We start from the raw sequence: 19,806 nt of genomic DNA, 5'->3' as shown, positions 1-19,806 counted from the left end.
GGAATACCCACGCTGGCTGCACGCCTAGAATCACTGCGGCCACACGGCACTCAGCGGTCAACCACCGGCCAGCCGTGTACCCAACCTCTCAGTCAGTACAGCCGTCCAGGTACTGCGAGGCGCTGTGAGCGCGAACACGCCACTCGTACCGAACATCCGGGGCCAGGGCGCTACTGTCATTAGTAGGTCATCTAATCAACGGCGAGGAGTATCGTGAAATGCGCCATTATGGTGTGGTTTACGACGTAGGTTTGCGCTTCACCCCGGATCGGCTGTCGGTTGAACCGTATGATCAGGACCTCGTCGACCACGACATGCGCGTCATCGCAGAGCAGTTACACGCCAACGCAGTGCGCGTCGAGGGTGAAGATATCCCCCGACTGGTAGCCGCGACACAATCAGCGCACAGCATGGGACTGTCGGTCTACTTCAACCCATGGAAGATGAATGCCGGCATTAACGACACGCGTGACTACCTCGCCGCCGCAGCAACGGCTGCCGAACAGCTCCGGAAACGTGGCGTCGACATCGTCTTTGTCACCTCATGTGAGTTTTCGATCTTCTGTGACGGAATCTATCCCGGATCAACGGTCTTGGAGCGTATCGCGTGGATGGGCAACCTCTTGTACACCAGCGAAGGCGCGCCCAACGCCGAAGGAGCGGGGATCCTGGCCCGAAAAGCTGTTGAGCTCAATGCCGCGCTACGGTCCTTCGTGGAGACGACACGGGCCCATTTCGCCGGTCCAGTGACCTACTCGGCTGGCGCTTGGGAGGACATCGACTGGACTCTGTTCGACATCGTCGGCGTCGACTACTACCGGCAAGACGAGACAGAAGAGGTCTACCGCGACGGACTGCGCGCGCTCCACAAGCACGATAAGCCGGTAGCCGTGATGGAGTTCGGCTGCTGTGCCTATGAGGGTGCCGCTCAGCGTGGCGGCGGTGGATTCATGGTCCTCAACGGCGTCAACGAGGACGGCAGCGGGAACTTCGAAGGTGGTCAGGTGCCGGTGCGCAGCGAGGCTGAACAGGCGGATTACATCGCCGAACAGTTCGACGTGTACGCCTCCGAGGGCGTCCACGCAGCATTCGTCTATGTGTTCTCGTTCCCCTCGCATCGATACGGCGAAGGTGCAAAAGACCTAGATATGGTGGCCTATTCGTTAGTCAAAACTTGGCCAGATGACGACCCCCGATCGCAAGCGATGCCACCTTGGCAACCCAAGCTGGCCTTCTCGCGAGTCGCCGATCTCTTTGCCAGTCACGCACTAGATTGACTGGGCGCCTCCTGCAAGCGACATCTTGGGTAGCCCGCTGTGGACCAGACTGCCCACGCCACTGCAGACCTTCCGATCGCCAAGTTCTAGCCCGACGAAACCGAGCAGGCACGGCTTTCTTTGACCTGCATCGGCACACGCTGGGCCCGTACGTCGACCAAGCGTGGGGGTGGGACGACGACGAGCAACGTGCCTACCTGCACCGCACCATCGATTTCGCTACGACCCACGTCATCGTTGTCGACGGTGCCGACCCCGGCCGACTCAACCTTGTCGAGCAGGGTGATGACGTCTATATCGGGCTCATCGAAGTCGCCCCGCACCTTCAACGGCGAGGTATCGGCGGCCGCCTCATTCACAGCGTGCTCGCCGCGGCTGATGCCGAAGGCAAGGGGGTTCGACTGAATGTGCTGGCCGTCCCAGCCATGAGCGATCCGTGGCGAGTGCGTCCCGCAACCCCTCAGGATCGTGTCTTCATCGTCGAGATAGCCCGTCAGGCAAGCGTTCTCGAAGGCCGGCCACTGCCCGCGGCCAACTCCGACGACGTTCGAAGTGTGCTGCCCAGCAATGACGACGACGTGATCGTCGCCGAGAACCTGCTTGGCCGCCCTGCCGGCGCAGGCGGCGCATTACTCGACGAACTGGCACAGCGGTGTACGCAAAGGTATGACGCGCTCTGTCTGAACGTGCACCAAAACAACCCCGCCCGCGCGCTCTACCGACGTCACGGATTCGACGAGATCGGTCAAGGGCGGGGCGCACGGGGGGTGTCGATGCGCAAAGATTTCCGAGGCATCCCTGGGATGGGCGGCGGAGGGAAATGATGATGTCAGGCAGCGTCGTGATGATCACCGGAGCGGGGCGCGGGATCGGAGCCAGCATCGCGCGGCTGCTCCATCACCGGGGCGCCCGCTTGGTGCTCACCGATATCGACGAAGCGTCTCTTCAGGGCCTTGCCGTTGAACTCGGTGACAAAACCGTCGCGTGCATCACATGTGACGTCACCGATTTCGAGGGCATGCAGGCTGCGGCCGATACGGCTATAGCGCGATTCGGTGGAGTCGACGTGGTGGTGGCCAACGCCGGTATCGAGCAGTGGGCGCCGGTGCGTACCGTCGAGCCGGCCGACTTCCGGCGGGTCATCGAAACCAACGTCATCGGTGTTTTCAACACCGTCCGAGCCGTGTTGCCGTCGATCATCGAACGTCGCGGCTATGTCTTGGTGGTCTCATCGGTGTCGTCGTACACAGCGCTACCAGGCATGGCGTCCTACGCAGCGAGCAAGGCCGGCGCCGAGCAGTTTGCGAATGTGCTCAGGATGGAACTATCAGCCCACGGCGTTAGAGTTGGCTCGGCTCACATGTCACTGGTCGACACCCCGATGCTTGGCGAAACCAAGTCCAGTGCACCCAGTTTCGCCAAGCTGCTCGCAGCCTTGCCGCCGCCATTGCGTCGTCCGATTGCGGTCGATGAGTGCGCGGCTCGGCTCGTCACCGCGATCGAACGCCGCGCACGCTACGTGCACGTGCCGAGGTGGGTCGCCGCGACCCGGTGGCTCAAGCCGCTGCTGTCAACGCCAGCGGCGCAACGACCGATGACGAAGCAGATGAAACGGATCGAGACATGAGCTGCCCCGCGCGCTCGTAGCGAACTTACTGGGTGAAGCGCATCGGGACACTCACTGGTCCCCGGATGGCAGGCGTGTCGCGCCAGGTGGGGGTGCCCGTCAGTGCCGGTCTGCGTCGCAGAATGTGGCCTAGGGCGGCGGTGGTTTCCAGTCGCGCCAACGGGGCGCCCAGGCAGTAATGGGCTCCGTGGCCGAAGGTCAGCGGGGCAGGTCCTGGTCGGCCGGGGCAGAACAGGTCTGGATCGGTGTAGACGCGGGGATCACGGTTGGCGGCAGCTACACAGACCAGAACGGTTTGGCCGCGACGGATATCGATGCCTGCCAGGGTCTGATCGGCGGTGGCGGTGCGCGTGGTGGCTTGGACAGGGGCGTCGAGACGCGATAGTTCGGTGATGACTGCCGGGTCAGCCGAGTCGATCCCGTCTGCCGGGCACAGACCGTCGCGATCGGGGGTGAGTAGGCGGATGAGGCTGGAGCCGAGCAGATTTGCGGTGGTTTCATGCCCGGCTACCGCGATGAGGACCGCGGTGGTGACGACCTCATCGAGTGTGAGGTCGGGGTCGGCGGCGATGTAACTGAGCAGATCATCACGAGGATGAGCGCGGCGGTCAGCAGCTGCCGGCAGCATCTCGGTAAGTAATGCCGCGGCCGCTCCGATTCCGCGTTCGAGTTCGTCCTGGTCGGCGAATCCGCCGAGGAGGCGGATGATGGCGGGCGAATTCTCGCGCAGTGCTGCGCATTGGTCGGTGTCCAGGCCCAGCCATGCGCCGATCACCGCGATCGGCATGGGGAGGGCGATCTGCGTCATCGCGTCGACGGTGTGGCCGGTGGGAATCGTGGAAACCGTATCGAGGCAGATGGATTCGATTCCGTTGGTGAGCTGGTTGATAAATGACCGGCCGAATACGTCCCGCACAGCGCCGCGCAACCGATCATGGGCGGCACCGTCGGTGAACAACATGCTGGCTTCGATGAAAGCTGAGTTGAAGAATTCGGCCGCATCGGTGGTAGCGGTGTTGGCGCGAGGATCGCTGGTCCATTGTGGTCCGGCGAGTACGTCGCGGGCCGCGTGATAGCCGAGGACCAGCCACGCCTGGGCAGTGTCATCCCAGACAACGTCGCCGTCACAGCGCCTCGCTTCGTAGAACGAGTAAGGGTCGGCGGCGTCCCAGGGCAGTCGCGCAGCGGTGAGGTCAGGGATGGTCATGGTGATCCAATCCGCAGGGCAGTCCTCGTTCGCGTACCCAAGCATGGTGCAGTTTGCCGAGTTCGGTGGTGGGCTCAGCGACGCCGGAAAGATCTTCCAGGATGGACCGCACGGGGACAGTCGCCCGCAATCCGGCCGCGATGTGATCGAAGGCGATCTGGAGTCGGGGCAGGAACACGAATTCACGGGTCACTGCCATGTCGCCGGTCGGCCGAAAATTCTGATCACCACCGAACATCGCCTGCAAGGTCCGCCTTGCAATTTCTGGCGTATAGGTCACTGGCTGAGGCAGGTTGGTCGCATAGGCCACCTCCGAGACAATGCGTCGCAGTTCTTCAGGGCTGAGCGATGTTTTGTCAGATATCAGTCCCATCTGGAGCATGAAGTCGCGGCAATCGTCATAGCGGCCCTCCATCCCGGCGTGCATCAACGCCAGGAACAGCCAACGCGGTCTCTCAGGGAACAGCTGGACACAGCCGAAGTCAAGGCAGCCGACAGTTCCGTCGGGGTTGAAGCGGAAGTTGCCGGGGTGTGGGTCTACCTGGACGAGGTTGCCGTGACGGGAACCACTGTTGATGAACCGGAAGATCACCTCGGCCCAGGTGTTCCGCAAGTCTTGGTCAACGTGTTGAGCTGCGGCCCAATCCATCCCGTCGAGATAGGTCATGGTCAGTACCCGGTCACCGGATGCCTCTGGAATCACTTCGGGGATGCGTATGAAGGGATGGCCGCGGTGGAGATCGGCGAATGCGGTGATCATCGCGGCCTCGTGCCGGTAGTCAACTTCCTCGGTGATCCTCGCGGTGATCTCGGCGGCCATGGCCCGGATGTCGATGGTCATGCCAGTCGCGGCGGCCCCCAGCCGCATGAACGTGAGCAATAACTCGGTGTTGGCCAGGTCATCTCGGATTGCCTGCGCCACACCGGGGTACTGGACCTTGACCGCCACCGCTCGTCCGTCGCGCAACACCGCCCGGTGCACCTGTCCTATCGATGCCGCCGCGATCGGCTGATCATCGAATTCAGCGAAACGCTCGATACCTGAACCAAGCTCGTCGTCGAGCGCCGCGTGTACGAGGTGGGCGGGCATCGGCGGTGCGGCGGTCCGCAGCCGAGACAACGCCTTCTGATAGGGGGCGAATTGGTCGTTCCCGAGCGCGTCGGCATCGATCATCGACAGAATCTGGCCGGCCTTCATCAAGGCGCCTTTAGAGGCGCCGAGCAGCTCGACATAACGGTCGGCGGTGCGTTCGTGGAACCGCTCAACGGCACCGTCGTCACCAACGCGTTCCCGCAGTCCGGCGACCAGGCGCCCACCGGCAGCGCGCGCGGTGAACCCGGCCAGCGGCATGGTGCGCCGAACCCGGCCACGGGGCACCACGTTGTCTGACGGACTCATCCGATCTCCATCCGTAGCGACATCGCGAGTTTTCCTTGCAGCGGGCAGTGCGAACGCGGGGTCAGCATCGGGCCGAGCCCCGGGCTAGGGTGTGGTCGTCAAATGCGCCAGGTAGGCCACGTTCACGCACCCAAACGTGATGCCGCTTGCCCAGCTCGGTTGTGGGTTCTGCGATTCCGTCCATATCGTCGGTGATGGCACGCGCAGGCAAAGTGGCCGTCAGGCCGCTGCACACATTGCTCAGGGCGGTGTGGATGCGGGGCGCGAACACGAGGTCGCCGGGAGCGTTCATACGGGTCAGCGGGTTCGACGAGTCGTGCAGCCCGAAAACCCAGTGGGCAGTGCGCGCTGAACTGTCGGCGGCATACGTCACGGGCTGCGGCGCGACGGCCATCTCGTAAAACACCTGCGACCAGTACCAGAGTGCTTCCGTGGCCGTCAGTGCAGAGCCTTCGGTGATGAACCCGGCCTGCACCATGCAGTCCCGCAGATCCTCGGCGCGGCCGTCGATCGCCGCGCGCATGACCCCAAGAGACGCCCGGCGCATCAGCTCGGGAAGGACCTTGACGCATCCGAAGTCGACGATGCCCACCGTCCCGTCGGGGTGAAATCGGTAGTTTCCGGGGTGCGGGTCGTTGTGCATCAAATTGGCATGCCGGTAGTTCCCGTCGGTGAATCGGGTGATCACTTCGGCCCAGGTGTTCTTCAGGCTTTGGTCGGCCTGTTGCGCTGCGGCCCAGTCCATCCCGTCCAAATAAGTCATTGTCAACACTCGGTCACTCGATACCTCCGGCACGACGTCGGGGATGCGGATGAACGGGTGGCCGCGATACAGCTCACTGAACCGGGTGATCATCGCCGCTTCGCGCCGATAATCGACCTCTTCTGTGATCCGCTCCGTCATCTCCTGCGCTAGCGGCCGGGGATCGAGCACCATGCCCGATGCCGAGGTCACAAACCGCAGGAATGTGGCCACCAGCTCCGTGTTGGCCAGGTCTGCGCGGATCGCCTCTGCCACACCTGGATACTGAATTTTCACCGCAACCCGGCGGCCGTCACACAAGGTCGCACGGTGCACCTGGCCGATCGAAGCCGCGGCAACCGGTTTGTCATCGAACTCGGTAAAGCGCACCACGGCAGTACCAAGTTCGGCCTCGAGAATTTCGCGTACCAATTCGGGCGCCATCGGCGGGGCAGAGGCCTGCAGGCGGATGAGAGCCTGCTGATACGGCGCGAAGCCGCCGGTGCCCAGACCACCGGTGTCAACCATCGACAACAGCTGTCCGATCTTCATCAGCGCACCCTTGGAATGGCCCAGCAGCTCGACATAACGGTCGGCGGCGCGTTCGTGGAACCGCTCAACGGCACCATCGTCACCAACGCGTTCCCGCAGTCCGGCGACCAGGCGCCCACCGGCCGCGCGCGCGGTGAACCCGGCCAGGGGCATGGTGCGGCGTAATCGACCTTGCGGCACTGTCCTGTCGCGTTCTGGCATCGAATCGCTCCCATCGGGTTGAGCCCGTTGTAAAGTGTATTCATACGTACAGTAAGTGATCACTTGCAGGAGGTCAACGATGACAGCCCCGTCAACCCGGGAACGGCTGGTCACCGAGGCGATGAGACTGTTCAGCGACAAGGGCTTTGAGGCCACCAGCGTGTCTCAGATCGAAGCCGCAGCAGGCCTGTCCGCCGGATCCGGTGCGCTCTACCGCCACTTCAAATCCAAAGACGCCCTCCTGTCAGCCGGTATCGACCGTCAACTGGACCGCCGCTCAGCCATGCAGGACATCCGTGCGCTGTTCGCCGGGCTCGGGGACTTGCACAGTGAACTGACCGTGCTCGGTCGCTACCTGCTCACGGTGATCGACCAGGAAAGCGAACTACTCCGGATCGCTGCCCGTACCCCTGCAGGACTGTCGGATCGCCTCGACACCGCATACGCCGCGCTCGTCGACGGGCTCTCCGACGAACTAAACGGATGGATCAACGCTTGGGCACCGGACACGACACCTGGACAGACGAGGGTTCTAGCCTCCCTTGGAATCAACAGCCTCCTTGGAGAACGCTTCGCCACCAACCTCTTTCGGCGTTCAACAGCACCGTCATCAGACGACGAGTACCTGACCGAATGGACGGCCACCCTCGCCGCACGCGTCCAATCGCTCGACTGATGGCAGGCTGCTGCCAGGCGCGCATCAGGCTGTCGCCGAACGCTACGGACGGCGTGGTCCAGGATGGGGAGAGCATGAACGCGACCAATACGTCCGACAGCGGGCTATCCCGCACCCTTCCTCGACGATCTGGTCCAGCGCCTGGGCCTCAGTGGCGCCGGCCGCCGAAGGTTGAAGTCGCCTATCCGGTGCTTACCCAGTAATCGACCTACACCCGCGATGACGACCGTCAGGATGATGGCGTCTGTGGTGAGCGCGAGCACGCCGAGCATTCCTGCGGCGACGTCGACGGGCAGCGTGAAAATGACAGCAGCCGCGGCGATGAGGTGGATGAGTCCGGCGGCGGCGACAACGAGGGTAAGGCGCATCTGCTTGCGGTGGTAGCCCTCGATCTCTGCGGCAGTCCAACGGTGTTTGGCGATCTGCTGCTCGACCCAGTCCGGCCGTAGCCAGGCAAGCAGTGCTTCGGTGACAGGCCGATTGCGGGCCAGTCCCACCATCAGGAAGACTTGAAAGACGACACCGGGAATGTGCTGCCCGAGCATGGTGATCACCGGGGATTGGGACAGCAGTCCAACGATGAGCGTGATCCCGTTGGCGGCCATCAGGAATCCCGCGATGGGGTCGAAGGCACGCGTCCGCCAGGCTGAGTAGCCGACCCGCAGCGTCGAGGCGACCGTGCTGATCAGCAGCGCTTCCAACGGATTTTGTCCGCAATATCGGGCCCCGTAGTACGCGGCGAAGCCGATCACCAAGCTGACAAGTCCTCGGCGCAGGTCGGCGAAACCGGCCCGTCTCGACAGGCCGACGTTGCTGCGGGCACTCAACGTGGATCTCCGACGTCCGATGTGTCGGCCGTGCCGAAAGGGGCGAGCAGAAATTCGTCGACGAACCGGGCGAACGTCTCATCGACGACGGCTGGATCGGGTGCGGTGAAAAACTCGATGATGAAACCCTGGAACGCGGCCAGCGCGATACGCGAGCGGGTCTCGGCTACGTGGGCGGGCATCCCCAGCGCGAGAAGACGAGCCTTGGAGTTACGCGTCAACAGCGACAGGGTGTCCCAGGTGTATTCGCGGTACGGGCTGTCGACGCCACACGCGGCACCGAAGATCTGCAGCACGACGCGCAGGCTGTCACGACGCTCACCGCGTGTGCATTCGTACCAGTCTTCGAAACACCATTCGCGATGTGCGGCAAGAGACTCCGGCAGGTCCAGATCCTCTGTCTCCGGAATCGCGGCGCGCTGTTGGCGGTTCAGCACTTCGAGCATTAGTTGCTCTTTGGTGCCGAAGTAGTACACCAGCATCCGGGCGCTGGTCCCCATCTGGGATGCGAGCTCACGCAACGAGGTATCAACGACCCCGGTGCGCGCCAAAATCGCACCTGCGGTGGCCAATAACTCTTCGCGCTTGTTGTGATCGAACGGTCGCGGCACACTTGACTGTAACACTTGTTTCAGATACTGATGATGCGGTGCGCGCGAACACGAGGGCGAGGGGCGCTCGATGAGCCTCGTCGAGGACATTCCCCATGCGACCGGTAGCGAACCATCCGACGTGCCGGCATCACGAAACCACCGGCCGTTACTAGTAACCCGATGGGTCGCAATGATTGCCGGGCTGGTGGGATTCGTGGCCAGTGCGCTGATCCCCGTATTGCCGGTGGTGCAGACCACCGCGTCGCTGCAATGGCCGCAGGCCGGACAGCTGGGCAGCGTCACCGCGCCGCTGGTCGCACTGACCCCGGTGTCGCTGGAAGCGTCGGTGCCGTGCAACGTGTTTCGCGAAATGCCCATCTCTGGCGGCGTGGTGCTGAGTACTGCGCCGACAGCCGGCAAGCAGGCAATGCTCAACGGGCTGTTCGTCACGGCCACCGCGCAACGGGTCGACGTGATCGCCCGCAACGTGGTGGTCCTCAGCGTGCCGCGCAGCCGAATGAGCGACCGGCAGTGTCAGCGGCTGCAGCTGTCCTCCTCGACAGCGGGCACATTCGCCGCAATCGAAGGACTGAACGATCCGGACACCGGCGGGCCGTTGCGCGGCGGCTTTGCCGATGCGAACTTGCGACCCCAGATCGTCGGGGTGTTCACCGACCTAAGCGGTCCCGCACCGGCCGGACTGTCATTCTCCGCGGACATCGACACCCGGTACACCAGCTCTCCGTCGTCGTTGAAATCCGCCGCGATGGTCGCCGGCGTCCTGGGCACAGTTGTCGCGCTGTTGGCGTTGTGGCGACTTGACCGCCTCGACGGACGGCGCGCGCGCCGCCTCGTTCCGACCCGCTGGCGCACGTTCACCGCCGTGGACGCCACCGTCATCGTGTTGTCGACGGTCTGGTTTGTCGCCGGCGCTGGATCCTCCGACGACGGTTATCAATTCGGGATGGCCAACACGTCCAGCCACGCCGGTTACATGGCCAACTACTTCCGTTGGTACGGCAGCCCCGAAGATCCCTTCGGCTGGTACTACGAGCTGATCGCGGCGATGACCCACGTCAGCCATGCCAGCCTGTGGTTGCGCCTGCCGGACCTGGTATGTGCGCTGGTGTGTTGGCTCTTGCTCTCCCGGGAAGTCCTGCCCCGGCTCGGGCGAGCGGTGGTGGGAAACCGCGCCGCGGTATGGGCAGCGGCACTGGTCTTCATCGCCGCGTGGATGCCGTTCAACAACGGGTTGCGGCCCGAAGGACAGATCGCCACCGGTGCCCTCATCACCTACGTTCTCGTGGAGCGCGCCATAACGACACGGCGGGTGACACCCGTCGGGCTGGCGATCGTGGTCGCCGCGTTCACTCTCGGCATCCAGCCCACCGGGATCATCGCCGTGGCCGTGCTACTGGCCGGTGGGCGACCGATTGTGCGGATCATCGTCACTCGCGCGAAATCGGTAGGCATCTGGCCCGTATTGCTGCCCCTGGCCGCGGCCGGGTTCGTGGTGCTCACGGTGATCTTCGCCGACCAAACCTTGGCAGCGGTCCACGAAGCCACGACGGTACGCACCGCGATCGGGCCCGCTCAGCCTTGGTACACCGAGAACCTGCGCTATTTCTACCTGTTCTTGCCGACCACCGACGCCGCCTTGTCGCGTCGCTTCGGGATCTTGATTACGATGGCATGCCTGTTCGCTTCGATGCTTCTCTTGTTGCACCGCAAGCGAATACCTGGGATCGCAGTAGGGCCAGTGTGGCGACTGATGGGGGTAATTTTCGCCACCATCTTCCTGCTGACATTCGCCCCGACCAAGTGGATCCACCATTTCGGGCTGTTCTCCGCCGTCGGCGCGGCGATGGCGGCAGTGGCCACCGTGCTCTTCGGTCCGACAGTGCTGCGCGCGCGACGCAACCAGGCGGCGTTTCTGTCCATCGTGCTACTGATTCTCGCGTTGTGCTTCGCCTCCACCAACGGGTTTTGGTACGTCTCCAGCTACGGGGTGCCGTTCAACGACAGCAGCCCACACTGGGGTCCGGTCACCGTGAGCGCCGTGTTCCTCTGGCTGGCTCTCGCAGCCGCCGGTTATGCCGCCTGGCTGCACCTGGTCCCGCCGAAACGACCTCCCGCGCCTTTGACTCGCATGCTGACCGCAGCACCGGTGCCCGCGGCAGCGGGACTGATGGTGCTGGTGTGTACCGGATCGATGCTGACCGGAGCAATCAAGCAGTACCCCAGCTATTCCAACGGCTGGGCCAACCTGCGCGAGTTGGCCGGCGGATGCGGGCTGGCCGACGATGTTCTTGTCGAACCCGACGCCAACGCCGGATTCCTCGCGCCACTGCCCGGCGACTACGGCTCCTTGGGACCACTGGGCGGTACCCAGCCGATCGGCTTCGACCCGAACGGCGCGCCCGACCACACTCTGGCAGAGTCCATTTGGCAGAGCCAGGCAAAATCCGGGACCGACTATGACTGGGATGCACCGACCGCTCTGGATCAGCCCGGGGTCAACGGCTCCAGCATCGTGCTGCCCTACGATCTCGACCCTACCCGCGTTCCGGTGGCCGGCAGCTTCACCGCCGGCCCGCAACAGGTCAGCACTCTCACGTCCGCGTGGTATCGCCTTCCGCCCGCCGACGCCGCCCATCCCCTCGTGGTGATCACCGCCGCCGGCACCATCACCGGCAACAGCGTCCTCTCCGGGCATACCGCAGCCCAAACCGTCACCTTGGAATACGGCACACCGGGCCTCGACGGCGCGCCCGTACCCGGCGGGCAACTCGTCCCCTACGACATCGGACCACAGCCAGCCTGGCGCAACCTGCGCTTCCCGCGCACGGCCATTCCCGCCGACGCCTCCTACGTCAGGGTTGTCGCCGACGACCGCTCACTGAACCCCGGCGATTGGATCGCCGTCAGCCCGCCACGCGTACCCGAACTCCGATCGGTGCAGGAATACCTCGGCTCCACACAGCCAGTGCTGATGGATTGGGCTGTGGGACTGGTGTTTCCGTGCCAGCAGCCCATGTTGCACGCCAACGGCGTCGCCCAGATTCCGAACTATCGAATCTCGCCGGACTACCCGGCCAAGATCGAAATGCCGGACACCTGGCAGTCCGGCGACAACGGCGGCCCGTTGGGCATCAGCGACCTACTGTTGCGGGCTCACGTCATGCCCACGTACCTGTCCCGCGACTGGGGCCGTGATTGGGGCTCATTGCGCCAGTTCACGCCCGTCGTCGACGCCCCCGAAGCCGACCTGCAGCTTGGAACCGCCGTCCGCTCTGGACTCTGGAGCCCCGGCCCGATTCGCATCGGGCCGTGAGCGTTCCGCCATCCGCCCAGCGCTCAGGCTCCGACAGCCGTCAACCATTCGCCGTAGAAGAGTGCGACTCCGAGGCCGCTGGCGATTGCGGCAATCAGCCAGAACCGAATCGTCAGTGCGCTTTCCGGCCAGTCCATCAGCTCGAAGTGGTGGTGCAGCGGGGTCAATCGAAAGACCCGCCGTCCAGTGGTGCGGAACGCTACGACTTGGATGACGACCGAGGTCACCTCGGCCACAAACAAGGCACCAAGGATGATGGCCAGGAGCTCGGTGCGGCTGACCACCGACAAGCCGGCAATGACGCCGCCCAACGCGAGCGAACCCGTGTCTCCCATGATGATCTTGGCGGGTGCGGCATTCCACCATAGGAATCCGATACAGGCGCCTGCGGTGGCCGCGGCGACGAGGGCCAGATCGAGAGGGTCGCGGACGTGGTAGCAACCGGATTCCTGGATGAGGGCACACGCGTTTCGGAACTGCCAGAAGGTGATGAGCACGTAGGCGGCACTCACCATCGCCATGGTGCCTGCGGCCAGTCCGTCGAGACCGTCGGTGAGGTTGACGGCATTGGACCACGCGGAGACCACGATGATGCAGAACAGCACGAACCCCGCAACCGCCAGCGTGAACGAGGCGATTTCGCGGACGTAGGACAGTTCGGTGCTTGCCGGTGTGAGTCCGTCGGCGTTACGGAACTGCAGCGCGAGTACGGCAAAAAGGACTGCGGCGACCAGTTGCCCAGCAGACTTGGCTCGCTTGTTCAGGCCGAGATTGCGTCCGCGCCGCAGCTTGATGTAGTCATCCGTGAAGCCGACCGCACCCAGTGCGGTGGCCAGTCCGAGAACCAGCAGACCAGATGCTGACGGGCCGCCTCCCCCGAATGCGAGCCCAATGAGGTTGGTGCTCAAGTAGCTTGCCCAGATCGCGGTGAGGATGGCCAGACCGCCCATTGTCGGGGTGCCACGCTTGCGTTGGTGGGCCTGCGGGGCCTCGTCGCGTATTTCCTGGCCGAAGCCCAGCCGGGTGAACATCCGGATCAGCACAGGGGTCAGCAGAAGCGCGACCACCACGGCGATGCCCGCGGCGAACAGTATCTGGCTCATCGGCGACGCCGGTCGCTACCGCTTGATCCGGTCGACAACTGCACCCGATTGAAACCCCATCCCCCCATCGGGCCAGTATGGCCGATCCCCTGTTACGCGAGCGCCGGCGACATTCGCCCGGCCGATCTCCTCATGGCTTCCGGCCGACGTGAACACCCCCGCGCGATAGCCCCGATGCCGCTGATCGGCGCTTCGCCAACTACGATGAGTCGTCCCTTATGGTTGTAGAAAACCTATTTCGATAGGTCCCTAGCCCCTGGGGCCTGTTGAAAATCCCGACGACGCAGGTTGGGACGGGCCGGATGAGCGCGCCGGAACGCGCAGGGGCGGATTCCGGAACGCGGGGGCGGCGGGACAGTTTCGGTGAGGGGAGAGCACCGTGGGCAACGAACAAGTCAAAGTGAATCTCGGGTCCTTGGACCAGGTGATCGCCGAGCTGGCGGGTTTCGACACCGAAATCGAGCAGCAGATCGCCGCGCTGGAAACCCGGGTCGCCAGCCTGCATACCCGGTGGGAGGGTGACGGCGCCGCCAAGCACGCCCAAGCCCAAGCCGAGTGGGCCAAAGGCGCACAACTGCTCTCCGAGGGCATCAAAGGCCTGCATCGCGCCTCCACCGATGCCCACCGCAGCTTCCAGGAGACCATCGCAGCCAACAAGGCGAGGTTCTCGTGAGCCTGAAGGTCACCGCCGAAGAGCTGGCACAGCACGCGGTATTCGCCGACTCGGTAGCCAATCAGCTCATCGATCGGCACATGAACCTTGCCGGGCGGATGGCCGATCTGCTGAGCAGCGGGTGGACCGGTGCGGGTGCCGATGCGTGCCAAGCGGCCTGGGATGAATGGAATGAAGGCTTCCGGTTGATGATTCAGGGCTTGACGGACGAGGCCCAGGCACTGCAGTTAGCCGCCGACTCCTACCGCAACACCGATACCGGTGCCGCCACCCGCGTCCACGACGCCGGCGCCCAGCTTTAGCGACCTGGAGCAGGTCGGGGCTGTTGGGACAGTCCGTTGAGCGCAGCCATTTCTCGGTTGAACCCGTTGGCCGTGTCTGCGTCGACCTGCTGCACCGACCGGGCCGAGGCCACGACTTGTTCGCCGTTGTGAGCTAGTTCATCGACAAACCCGTCCATCTTCGAGTGCAGCGTCTGGGCGAAAGCCATCAGCGCAGCACCGGCCGAGAATCCGGGATTGCCGGCCGCTGCCGGCACCTGCGACGTGAAATATGTCGCGTTCTGCGTCTTGGCCGCCGTAGCCAAATCGGTCAATCGCTGGCCACTAGAGACCACGGCACCGGGTTCGATGTTCAGGTCATCGTCACTCATGAACCGCTGTCTCCTGAAAGCAACTGAACAACCCTGTCATAGATCTCAGTGTGCACATGCTTATCCGGATGCTGGACACAGCGGCCCTCCGTCGCTGCCGCTGACGGTATATCGATCGATCTGTTGGCCGGCGTCGGTATATCCCATGGCCATCACCACCAGTGCCACCAGCAAAACGCATATCCCCGCCAGCGTCACAACAGTTTTCACCCAGATCCTGCGCTGGCTGGTGAGGAAAAGCACCAGCCCGATGAACAAGCAAAGAACGGCAAGAATCGCGAGATAGACCGCAGACCATCCGATACCACCAAGCACGGGAACGTCAGGCCACGGCGGGAGACAATCCGCAGCTTCAATTGTGCTCACCCACTGCGAGATACGACGCGAGCCCAGATATATCGGCACTAGGGAACCGCCCAGCAACAGCCCTGACGCCACAAACCACCAGAGCGGATTGCGCAGCGCGGACAAACGGCGTGTTGCTGAGTCGTTCACCAGGTCTCCTTCGGCCGAACGATCGTCACGCCTGCTCCGCCCTCTTCTTGCGCTCTGACGGGCAGCCGGCTTTCGTAGCCATAATTCAGTGCACCTGGGGTGTGCTGCGTATACAGCACCTCCCCATCGGGAAGTACAGCCGTCACAACTGCGGTGTGGTGGCTGACCTCACCGTTATGCAGTTCGGGGTCGGCCCAATTGAAGTAGATGACGTCACCGGGACGCGCCTGGGGCAGCGAGACCTCCGACCCGCCGTTGTTCAAGAAGAAGTCACGCTGTTGGTCGGCGTTGTACCACGACGTGGTGTACCGCTGGCCATCAAGGTCCTTGCCGTTCAACCCGGGGATATTGGGCACGGGGTTCAGCCAGTCCCGCTTGCTCCACTGCCCGTCTTTCTCGTCCAAGCCCCCAGCACGCAACGCTTCGGAGGCAAATAGCGTGCAGTTGTTGTCCAGCCTGTCCAGTCCGTCGTTGTGAGCATTATCGATTGCCCACCTGACTGTTTCGACAGGGTTGTAACCACGGCCATCGTTGGTCAACTGGGACTTCACGGATTCCGGGATGCCTTCCAAGTCGGACAGCTCGACCGGCACCGCACGCTGAAGGTCGAACTGCTCCTTCGGGGTCAACCCGTTCCACCACGCCGCGACCTCCGACGGCGACAACCCATCGGGAAGCGTGTCACGGATCTCCTCCAGAGCCCGCCTGACGTTCTCGCTCTGCACTTCCTGTGCCTGCTCCACAGTGGTCTCTGGATTGACAGCGTTGTCATTGGCTGCCCGCAACGCATCCATACACAGGTTGTCGGCTTGGGTGGCCGCCTCGATCGCATCGTTGATGAGGGCCTGTGCCTGACTCATGGTCATCAGCATGGCCACTGGATCTGCCTCTGCGCCCAGGGATCTGGGGAGTGACACCTTTCCACTGACCGGATCAACTTTCAGTCCGTTCGCCTCAGCCAAACGAACACCGTTCTCCAACTCGTTCTGGGCCGTCAGCACCGCATTGTCGAGCGCATCGACTGGTTCAACACCAGCACGGGCCAGCACCGAGGTTGTCTGGGCCTTCGTGGCGATGTCCTTCAACACCCCGACCGCGAGCTGACCTACATGATCTGCCCAACTCTCCTTGAGCGGTTGGACACCGTTGTCGTATATGTCGCCGACGACCCGCTCGCACTGCTGAGCGGCCTTACGCAGATCTTGAGCAGCAGCGTTCCAGAGCTGAGGCTTGGCGTCGCGCAACTCAGCGAACGTCACCACCTTTGGTCCCCCGGCCCCTGTCCGTGCCGCCAGCACGCCTATCGGTACGGTACACGGGAACGGTAGAGCTTCCGACAGCGACCAAACGGGCCCCGCAGCGCAATAGCATCATTGGTATAGGCGGACGGCCGTGGCGCCGATGAATCAAAGTCCACTTAAATTCTGAGCGCAACGCAATCGCCACATTCATCCACCGATGCCACCAACAACTGACAGCGGCCTGAGCACCCCCAAGGGGACACCCCTACCCATTGGCCAGTCGCACAACCCACACAGCTCACCAGACGCTCCCACAACACAAACACCAGCCCGCGATGGGCCCGATGCCGCCGATTCCCCGTTCGCCGATTAGCATGAATCGTCCCTATGGGTTTTCCATACCTATTCAATAGGTCGCCCGCCCCCGTAGCTCAGGGGATAGAGCACGGCTCTCCTAAAGCCGGTGTCGCAGGTTCGAATCCTGCCGGGGGCACTCACGACTTCTTCGGCTTGAGCACCCACCCCGGAACCCAGTGCGTGACGGTCTTGACCTCGGCGCCGTACCGGACGGGGTAGGTGACGAGTCCCCACCATTGGCCTTGCTCGCACAGGGCCCAGCACGTGAGCCGGCCTTCGACGACGCGGGCCATCTGAATGCCCAAGGGGTGGTAGCGCCCGGCAGAGTGGGGTTCCCGAGGAAACAGCGCGACCAGGTCGACCAGCACCACCGTCGGCGGCCGGACGACGCGGAACACGTCGCGGACCGGCTGTCCGCCGTAGCCGATGGCCTGCATATCGCCCACATGTCGATCATATGTTCGAAGTGCCTGGCGGGCAGCGAAGGGTTGCTTTCAGTTCCTGACGAGCGGGCGGCCGCTGGCCTGCCAGGCCTTCATCCCGCCGTCGAGCTCGACCACGTCGGTGTAGCCCATCGACGCCGGCGTCTCCGCCGCGGTTGCGCTCATGGGACCCGTTCGGCAGTAGATCGCGATCGGGGCACTGCGATCGCGGGGCAGCCGGTCCGATTCCTGGGCAATCCGATCGAATGGGATCGACAGATCGGTACCGGCGATGTCGCCCTCGTAAGGCACGTGGACGTTGATCGTCACGGTGTCGGATTCGCCTACGGCGGCGGCGAATTCATCCGGGCCGACCAGGCGATGGTGCGCGGTGCCGGATTCGATCGCGGTGGACGGCGACTCGGTGGATACACCGCACGATGCCAGCGACGCCGAGGCAACGACCACCAATGCACCCATGCCCATCCGCTCGAACATGCCGACCAGCATACCCCAGGGGGTACTTGCGTGCGAGTTCCAACGGGTGTTACGTTCACCGCGTCGCATACCCCTGGGGGGTATAGAGCGGCATCAACCAAAGGAGCGGAAGCAATGACAATTTCGTCGACACAGATCGATTGGCATTTGCGCGGAGAATGGTTCGACGTGTGCAGCTGCAAGTTGCCATGCCCGTGCAGCTTCGCCCAGGAGCCCACGCACGGCGATTGCCTGTTCACCTTGGTGTGGCACGTCCGAGAAGGCCATTTCGGTGACACCGATTTGACGGGTCTCAGCGTGATCGCCCTCGGCGAGTTCGCCGGCAACATGTGGATCGGCGATCCGAACGCGACGATGAAGCTGATGTTCTACATCGACGAGAAGGGCGACGCCGCGCAGCGTGACGCGCTCGAGCGAATCTTCACCGGTAAGGAAGGCGGTTGGCCGGCCGAGTTCGCCAGCCTGATCTCCGAGATGCGCGGCATCGAATACGCCCCGATCAACTTCGAGGCCGCCGCGGATCTCGCCTACTGGCGCGCAGAGATCCCCGGCAAGGTGGACCTGAAGGTGGAGGCATTGACCGGACCGACGGCCGACCCGAACCGCCGGGTGACCACCGTCAATGCGCCGGGCGCCGAGGTCGGCCCTGGCCAGGTGGCGACCTGGGGTGTGGTCAAGGAAGACCACGCCGTGGGCTTCGAGTGGTCGCACGAGCACACCGGTGGATCGAGTAAGCACTTCCCATTCGACTGGCGTCCGGAATCCAAGGACACGGGTTCTGGCAATACCGGTGACGGCGCCGAGCGTTCGTCCTGTAATTGCGGCTGCTGAGACGGGGCGATCCTGTGCCCGCGTCGTGGCAGTCCAGCCGGACAGCGAAACTCGTCGCAGGAAGCGCTTACACCAGGAGACCCGCGCGTCACATGGACCGTCTGGCAACACTCCGAACTGGCCGCGCCGAGACCTGATTGTTATGGCAAATATATCCACCGTTCTGACCGGGAAGAGCCCGCTGAGAGCAAATTGGCTGCACGACGCGGTAACAGGCGATTCTCAGGAATATGATGAGATGTACTAATGTTATCTCCAGACGGGGGTTCTGAGCTCGTACTAGCAAACAACCCGGAGGTGAAAATGATCCGTTCGAAACTGATGAGGGCCGCAGCGGTCGGGCTCGGTGCGTTGGCGGTACCGGTCGGAGTGGCAGTTGCCGGGGCAGCTCCGGCCTCGGCAGGTCCGAACATTTGCGCAACGGGGCCGTACGGCTACGTGCAGGCTTGTGTCGAAGGCCCCGGATGGGGCTGGTATGACCACGGCCCTCGTTGGCATGGTCGCGGACATGGACACGGCCACGGTCACGACGACTGAGACGGCTTGATCACGGGAACGCCGTGACGGAAATCCGAACCAGGATTTTCGTCACGGCGTTTCTCGTTTCTGACACCCGCTCCGACATGGGGTAACTCTCGTAAAAGGCGTCGAAAATATTCTGGCACTCTCCCATGCCGAGTGCTAACATCGGCGATGCACAGTGATTGGCTGCCCGCCAGGGTGGCGGGCTCTGAGACGTTACGGGAGGTGAATTGCTGTGCTTCGTTTTGATCCTTTCAGCGACCTTGACGTGTTGACCAGGAGTTTGCTGTCGAGTGAAACTGGGTCAACGCGCACACCCAGGTTCATGCCGATGGACCTCTGCAAGATCGGTGACCATTACGTCCTGACGGCCGATCTCCCGGGCATCGATCCCGGCTCGGTGGACGTCAACGTCGACAACGGCACACTGACCATCTCGGCGCATCGCACCGCACGCTCCGAGGAATCGGTCCAGTGGCTGGCCAATGAGCGGTTCTTCGGCCGTTATCGACGTCAGCTCTCGCTCGGCGACGGGATCGATACCTCGGCGATCTCCGCCACGTACGAAAACGGTGTC

Annotated in this window: 21 protein-coding genes and 1 tRNA gene; 10 read left to right on the top strand and 12 right to left on the bottom strand. The window is 63.4% G+C overall.

The window, feature by feature from the left end:
• Window positions 1–233: 233 nt before the first annotated feature.
• Window positions 234–1,277, top strand: a complete 1,044-nt coding sequence (locus A5740_RS00735) for a hypothetical protein (RefSeq protein ID WP_217696672.1) — start codon at window positions 234–236, stop codon at window positions 1,275–1,277.
• An 86-nt stretch (window positions 1,278–1,363) separates the two neighbouring features.
• Here the strand turns inward: A5740_RS00735 and A5740_RS00730 are convergent, their stop codons facing one another.
• On the bottom strand, window positions 1,364–1,636 hold the full coding sequence (locus tag A5740_RS00730; protein ID WP_076190664.1) for a hypothetical protein: 273 nt from the start codon (window positions 1,634–1,636) through the stop codon (window positions 1,364–1,366).
• On the opposite strand from A5740_RS00730, the gene A5740_RS00725 reads away from it, so the two are divergent.
• Together A5740_RS00725 and A5740_RS00720 are read left to right on the top strand one after the other, a co-directional pair.
• A complete protein-coding gene (locus A5740_RS00725; RefSeq protein ID WP_371454700.1) occupies window positions 1,574–2,101 on the top strand; it encodes a GNAT family N-acetyltransferase in 528 nt (175 codons plus the stop codon). The two genes, A5740_RS00730 and A5740_RS00725, sit on opposite strands and share 63 nt — an antisense overlap.
• Before the next feature lie 2 nt (window positions 2,102–2,103).
• Window positions 2,104–2,904: an SDR family oxidoreductase gene (locus A5740_RS00720; RefSeq protein WP_254849037.1), complete on the top strand. Its 801-nt coding sequence runs from the start codon at window positions 2,104–2,106 to the stop codon at window positions 2,902–2,904.
• 25 nt (window positions 2,905–2,929) lie between these two features.
• Here A5740_RS00720 and A5740_RS00715 read toward each other — a convergent pair whose 3' ends face one another.
• The 3 genes from A5740_RS00715 to A5740_RS00705 form a co-directional block, all read right to left on the bottom strand.
• Window positions 2,930–4,111 (bottom strand): cytochrome P450, encoded by a 1,182-nt coding sequence (locus A5740_RS00715; protein WP_076190661.1) that lies wholly within the window; start codon window positions 4,109–4,111, stop codon window positions 2,930–2,932.
• The gene (locus A5740_RS00710; RefSeq protein ID WP_083653890.1) at window positions 4,098–5,510 is read right to left on the bottom strand and encodes an AarF/ABC1/UbiB kinase family protein; all 1,413 of its coding nucleotides are present in this window, start codon (window positions 5,508–5,510) and stop codon (window positions 4,098–4,100) included. The genes A5740_RS00715 and A5740_RS00710 overlap by 14 nt, the downstream gene beginning before the upstream one ends.
• Window positions 5,511–5,571: 61 nt before the next feature.
• Window positions 5,572–7,005: an ABC1 kinase family protein gene (locus A5740_RS00705; protein ID WP_371454699.1), complete on the bottom strand. Its 1,434-nt coding sequence runs from the start codon at window positions 7,003–7,005 to the stop codon at window positions 5,572–5,574.
• A gap of 79 nt (window positions 7,006–7,084) precedes the next feature.
• Between A5740_RS00705 and A5740_RS00700 the strand changes: the two genes are divergently transcribed.
• Window positions 7,085–7,681 carry a TetR/AcrR family transcriptional regulator gene (locus A5740_RS00700; RefSeq protein ID WP_076190657.1) on the top strand — a complete coding sequence of 199 codons (597 nt, stop codon included), beginning with the start codon at window positions 7,085–7,087 and terminating at the stop codon, window positions 7,679–7,681.
• 104 nt (window positions 7,682–7,785) lie between these two features.
• Here the strand turns inward: A5740_RS00700 and A5740_RS00695 are convergent, their stop codons facing one another.
• Together A5740_RS00695 and A5740_RS00690 are read right to left on the bottom strand one after the other, a co-directional pair.
• Entirely contained in the window at window positions 7,786–8,436 is a 651-nt protein-coding gene (locus A5740_RS00695) for a VC0807 family protein (protein ID WP_305800095.1), read from the bottom strand.
• Window positions 8,437–8,504: 68 nt separating this feature from the next.
• Complete coding sequence (locus A5740_RS00690) at window positions 8,505–9,119, bottom strand: TetR/AcrR family transcriptional regulator (RefSeq protein ID WP_254849036.1); 615 nt, start codon at window positions 9,117–9,119, stop codon at window positions 8,505–8,507.
• A gap of 172 nt (window positions 9,120–9,291) precedes the next feature.
• Here A5740_RS00690 and A5740_RS00685 point away from each other — a divergent pair, with 172 nt between their 5' ends.
• The gene (locus A5740_RS00685; protein ID WP_254849039.1) at window positions 9,292–12,435 is read left to right on the top strand and encodes an arabinosyltransferase domain-containing protein; all 3,144 of its coding nucleotides are present in this window, start codon (window positions 9,292–9,294) and stop codon (window positions 12,433–12,435) included.
• A gap of 23 nt (window positions 12,436–12,458) precedes the next feature.
• Here the strand turns inward: A5740_RS00685 and mraY are convergent, their stop codons facing one another.
• Entirely contained in the window at window positions 12,459–13,538 is a 1,080-nt protein-coding gene (gene mraY / locus A5740_RS00680; RefSeq protein WP_076190653.1) for a phospho-N-acetylmuramoyl-pentapeptide-transferase, read from the bottom strand.
• Window positions 13,539–13,917: 379 nt separating this feature from the next.
• Here mraY and A5740_RS00675 point away from each other — a divergent pair, with 379 nt between their 5' ends.
• On the top strand, window positions 13,918–14,211 hold the full coding sequence (locus A5740_RS00675) for a WXG100 family type VII secretion target (RefSeq protein ID WP_076190651.1): 294 nt from the start codon (window positions 13,918–13,920) through the stop codon (window positions 14,209–14,211).
• Window positions 14,208–14,513 carry a WXG100 family type VII secretion target gene (locus A5740_RS00670; protein ID WP_076190649.1) on the top strand — a complete coding sequence of 102 codons (306 nt, stop codon included), beginning with the start codon at window positions 14,208–14,210 and terminating at the stop codon, window positions 14,511–14,513. The genes A5740_RS00675 and A5740_RS00670 overlap by 4 nt, the downstream gene beginning before the upstream one ends.
• On the opposite strand, the gene A5740_RS00665 is transcribed toward A5740_RS00670, so the two are convergent.
• The 3 genes from A5740_RS00665 to A5740_RS00655 are packed head-to-tail and all read right to left on the bottom strand — an operon-like array spanning window position 14,510 to window position 16,620.
• Window positions 14,510–14,863 carry a hypothetical protein gene (locus tag A5740_RS00665; protein WP_076190648.1) on the bottom strand — a complete coding sequence of 118 codons (354 nt, stop codon included), beginning with the start codon at window positions 14,861–14,863 and terminating at the stop codon, window positions 14,510–14,512. The genes A5740_RS00670 and A5740_RS00665 overlap by 4 nt on opposite strands.
• A gap of 60 nt (window positions 14,864–14,923) precedes the next feature.
• Window positions 14,924–15,358, bottom strand: coding sequence for a hypothetical protein (locus A5740_RS28145; RefSeq protein ID WP_139334863.1), 435 nt, complete (start codon window positions 15,356–15,358; stop codon window positions 14,924–14,926).
• Entirely contained in the window at window positions 15,355–16,620 is a 1,266-nt protein-coding gene (locus A5740_RS00655) for an amidase domain-containing protein (protein ID WP_076190741.1), read from the bottom strand. The genes A5740_RS28145 and A5740_RS00655 overlap by 4 nt, the downstream gene beginning before the upstream one ends.
• 399 nt (window positions 16,621–17,019) lie before the next feature.
• Here A5740_RS00655 and A5740_RS00650 point away from each other — a divergent pair.
• Window positions 17,020–17,092: transfer RNA gene (locus tag A5740_RS00650), tRNA-Arg, on the top strand.
• A 1-nt stretch (window position 17,093) separates the two neighbouring features.
• Here A5740_RS00650 and A5740_RS00645 read toward each other — a convergent pair.
• Both A5740_RS00645 and A5740_RS00640 read right to left on the bottom strand, forming a co-directional pair.
• Entirely contained in the window at window positions 17,094–17,393 is a 300-nt protein-coding gene (locus A5740_RS00645; protein ID WP_371454698.1) for a hypothetical protein, read from the bottom strand.
• A gap of 57 nt (window positions 17,394–17,450) precedes the next feature.
• The gene (locus A5740_RS00640; protein WP_076190643.1) at window positions 17,451–17,888 is read right to left on the bottom strand and encodes a rhodanese-like domain-containing protein; all 438 of its coding nucleotides are present in this window, start codon (window positions 17,886–17,888) and stop codon (window positions 17,451–17,453) included.
• Window positions 17,889–17,990: 102 nt separating this feature from the next.
• Here A5740_RS00640 and A5740_RS00635 point away from each other — a divergent pair, with 102 nt between their 5' ends.
• Together A5740_RS00635 and A5740_RS00625 are read left to right on the top strand one after the other, a co-directional pair.
• Window positions 17,991–18,707, top strand: a complete 717-nt coding sequence (locus A5740_RS00635; protein ID WP_371454695.1) for a DUF1326 domain-containing protein — start codon at window positions 17,991–17,993, stop codon at window positions 18,705–18,707.
• 757 nt (window positions 18,708–19,464) lie between these two features.
• Window positions 19,465–19,806, top strand: a 342-nt coding sequence (locus tag A5740_RS00625) for an Hsp20/alpha crystallin family protein (protein WP_076190737.1), incomplete at its 3' end; no start/stop codon positions are given.

Origin of the sequence: Mycobacterium sp. GA-1841, from assembly GCF_001954135.1 — a bacterium.
GTDB lineage: Bacteria > Actinomycetota > Actinomycetes > Mycobacteriales > Mycobacteriaceae > Mycobacterium.
Note: the sequence above shows the minus strand (reverse complement) of the source record. Positions and strands in the feature narration are given on the sequence as shown.

What these genes read in the sequence shown, in the direction of transcription:
- mraY (WP_076190653.1), bottom strand. Translation starts at nt 13,538, where the DNA reads ATGAGCCAGATACTGTTCGCCGCGGGCATCGCCGTGGTGGTCGCGCTT.
- A5740_RS00685 (WP_254849039.1), top strand. Translation starts at nt 9,292, where the DNA reads ATGATTGCCGGGCTGGTGGGATTCGTGGCCAGTGCGCTGATCCCCGTA.
- A5740_RS00700 (WP_076190657.1), top strand. Translation starts at nt 7,085, where the DNA reads ATGACAGCCCCGTCAACCCGGGAACGGCTGGTCACCGAGGCGATGAGA.
- A5740_RS00705 (WP_371454699.1), bottom strand. Translation starts at nt 7,005, where the DNA reads ATGCCAGAACGCGACAGGACAGTGCCGCAAGGTCGATTACGCCGCACC.
- A5740_RS00710 (WP_083653890.1), bottom strand. Translation starts at nt 5,510, where the DNA reads ATGAGTCCGTCAGACAACGTGGTGCCCCGTGGCCGGGTTCGGCGCACC.
- A5740_RS00635 (WP_371454695.1), top strand. Translation starts at nt 17,991, where the DNA reads ATGACAATTTCGTCGACACAGATCGATTGGCATTTGCGCGGAGAATGG.
- A5740_RS00715 (WP_076190661.1), bottom strand. Translation starts at nt 4,111, where the DNA reads ATGACCATCCCTGACCTCACCGCTGCGCGACTGCCCTGGGACGCCGCC.
- A5740_RS00720 (WP_254849037.1), top strand. Translation starts at nt 2,104, where the DNA reads ATGTCAGGCAGCGTCGTGATGATCACCGGAGCGGGGCGCGGGATCGGA.
- A5740_RS00665 (WP_076190648.1), bottom strand. Translation starts at nt 14,863, where the DNA reads ATGAGTGACGATGACCTGAACATCGAACCCGGTGCCGTGGTCTCTAGT.
- A5740_RS00645 (WP_371454698.1), bottom strand. Translation starts at nt 17,393, where the DNA reads ATGCAGGCCATCGGCTACGGCGGACAGCCGGTCCGCGACGTGTTCCGC.
- A5740_RS00640 (WP_076190643.1), bottom strand. Translation starts at nt 17,888, where the DNA reads ATGCTGGTCGGCATGTTCGAGCGGATGGGCATGGGTGCATTGGTGGTC.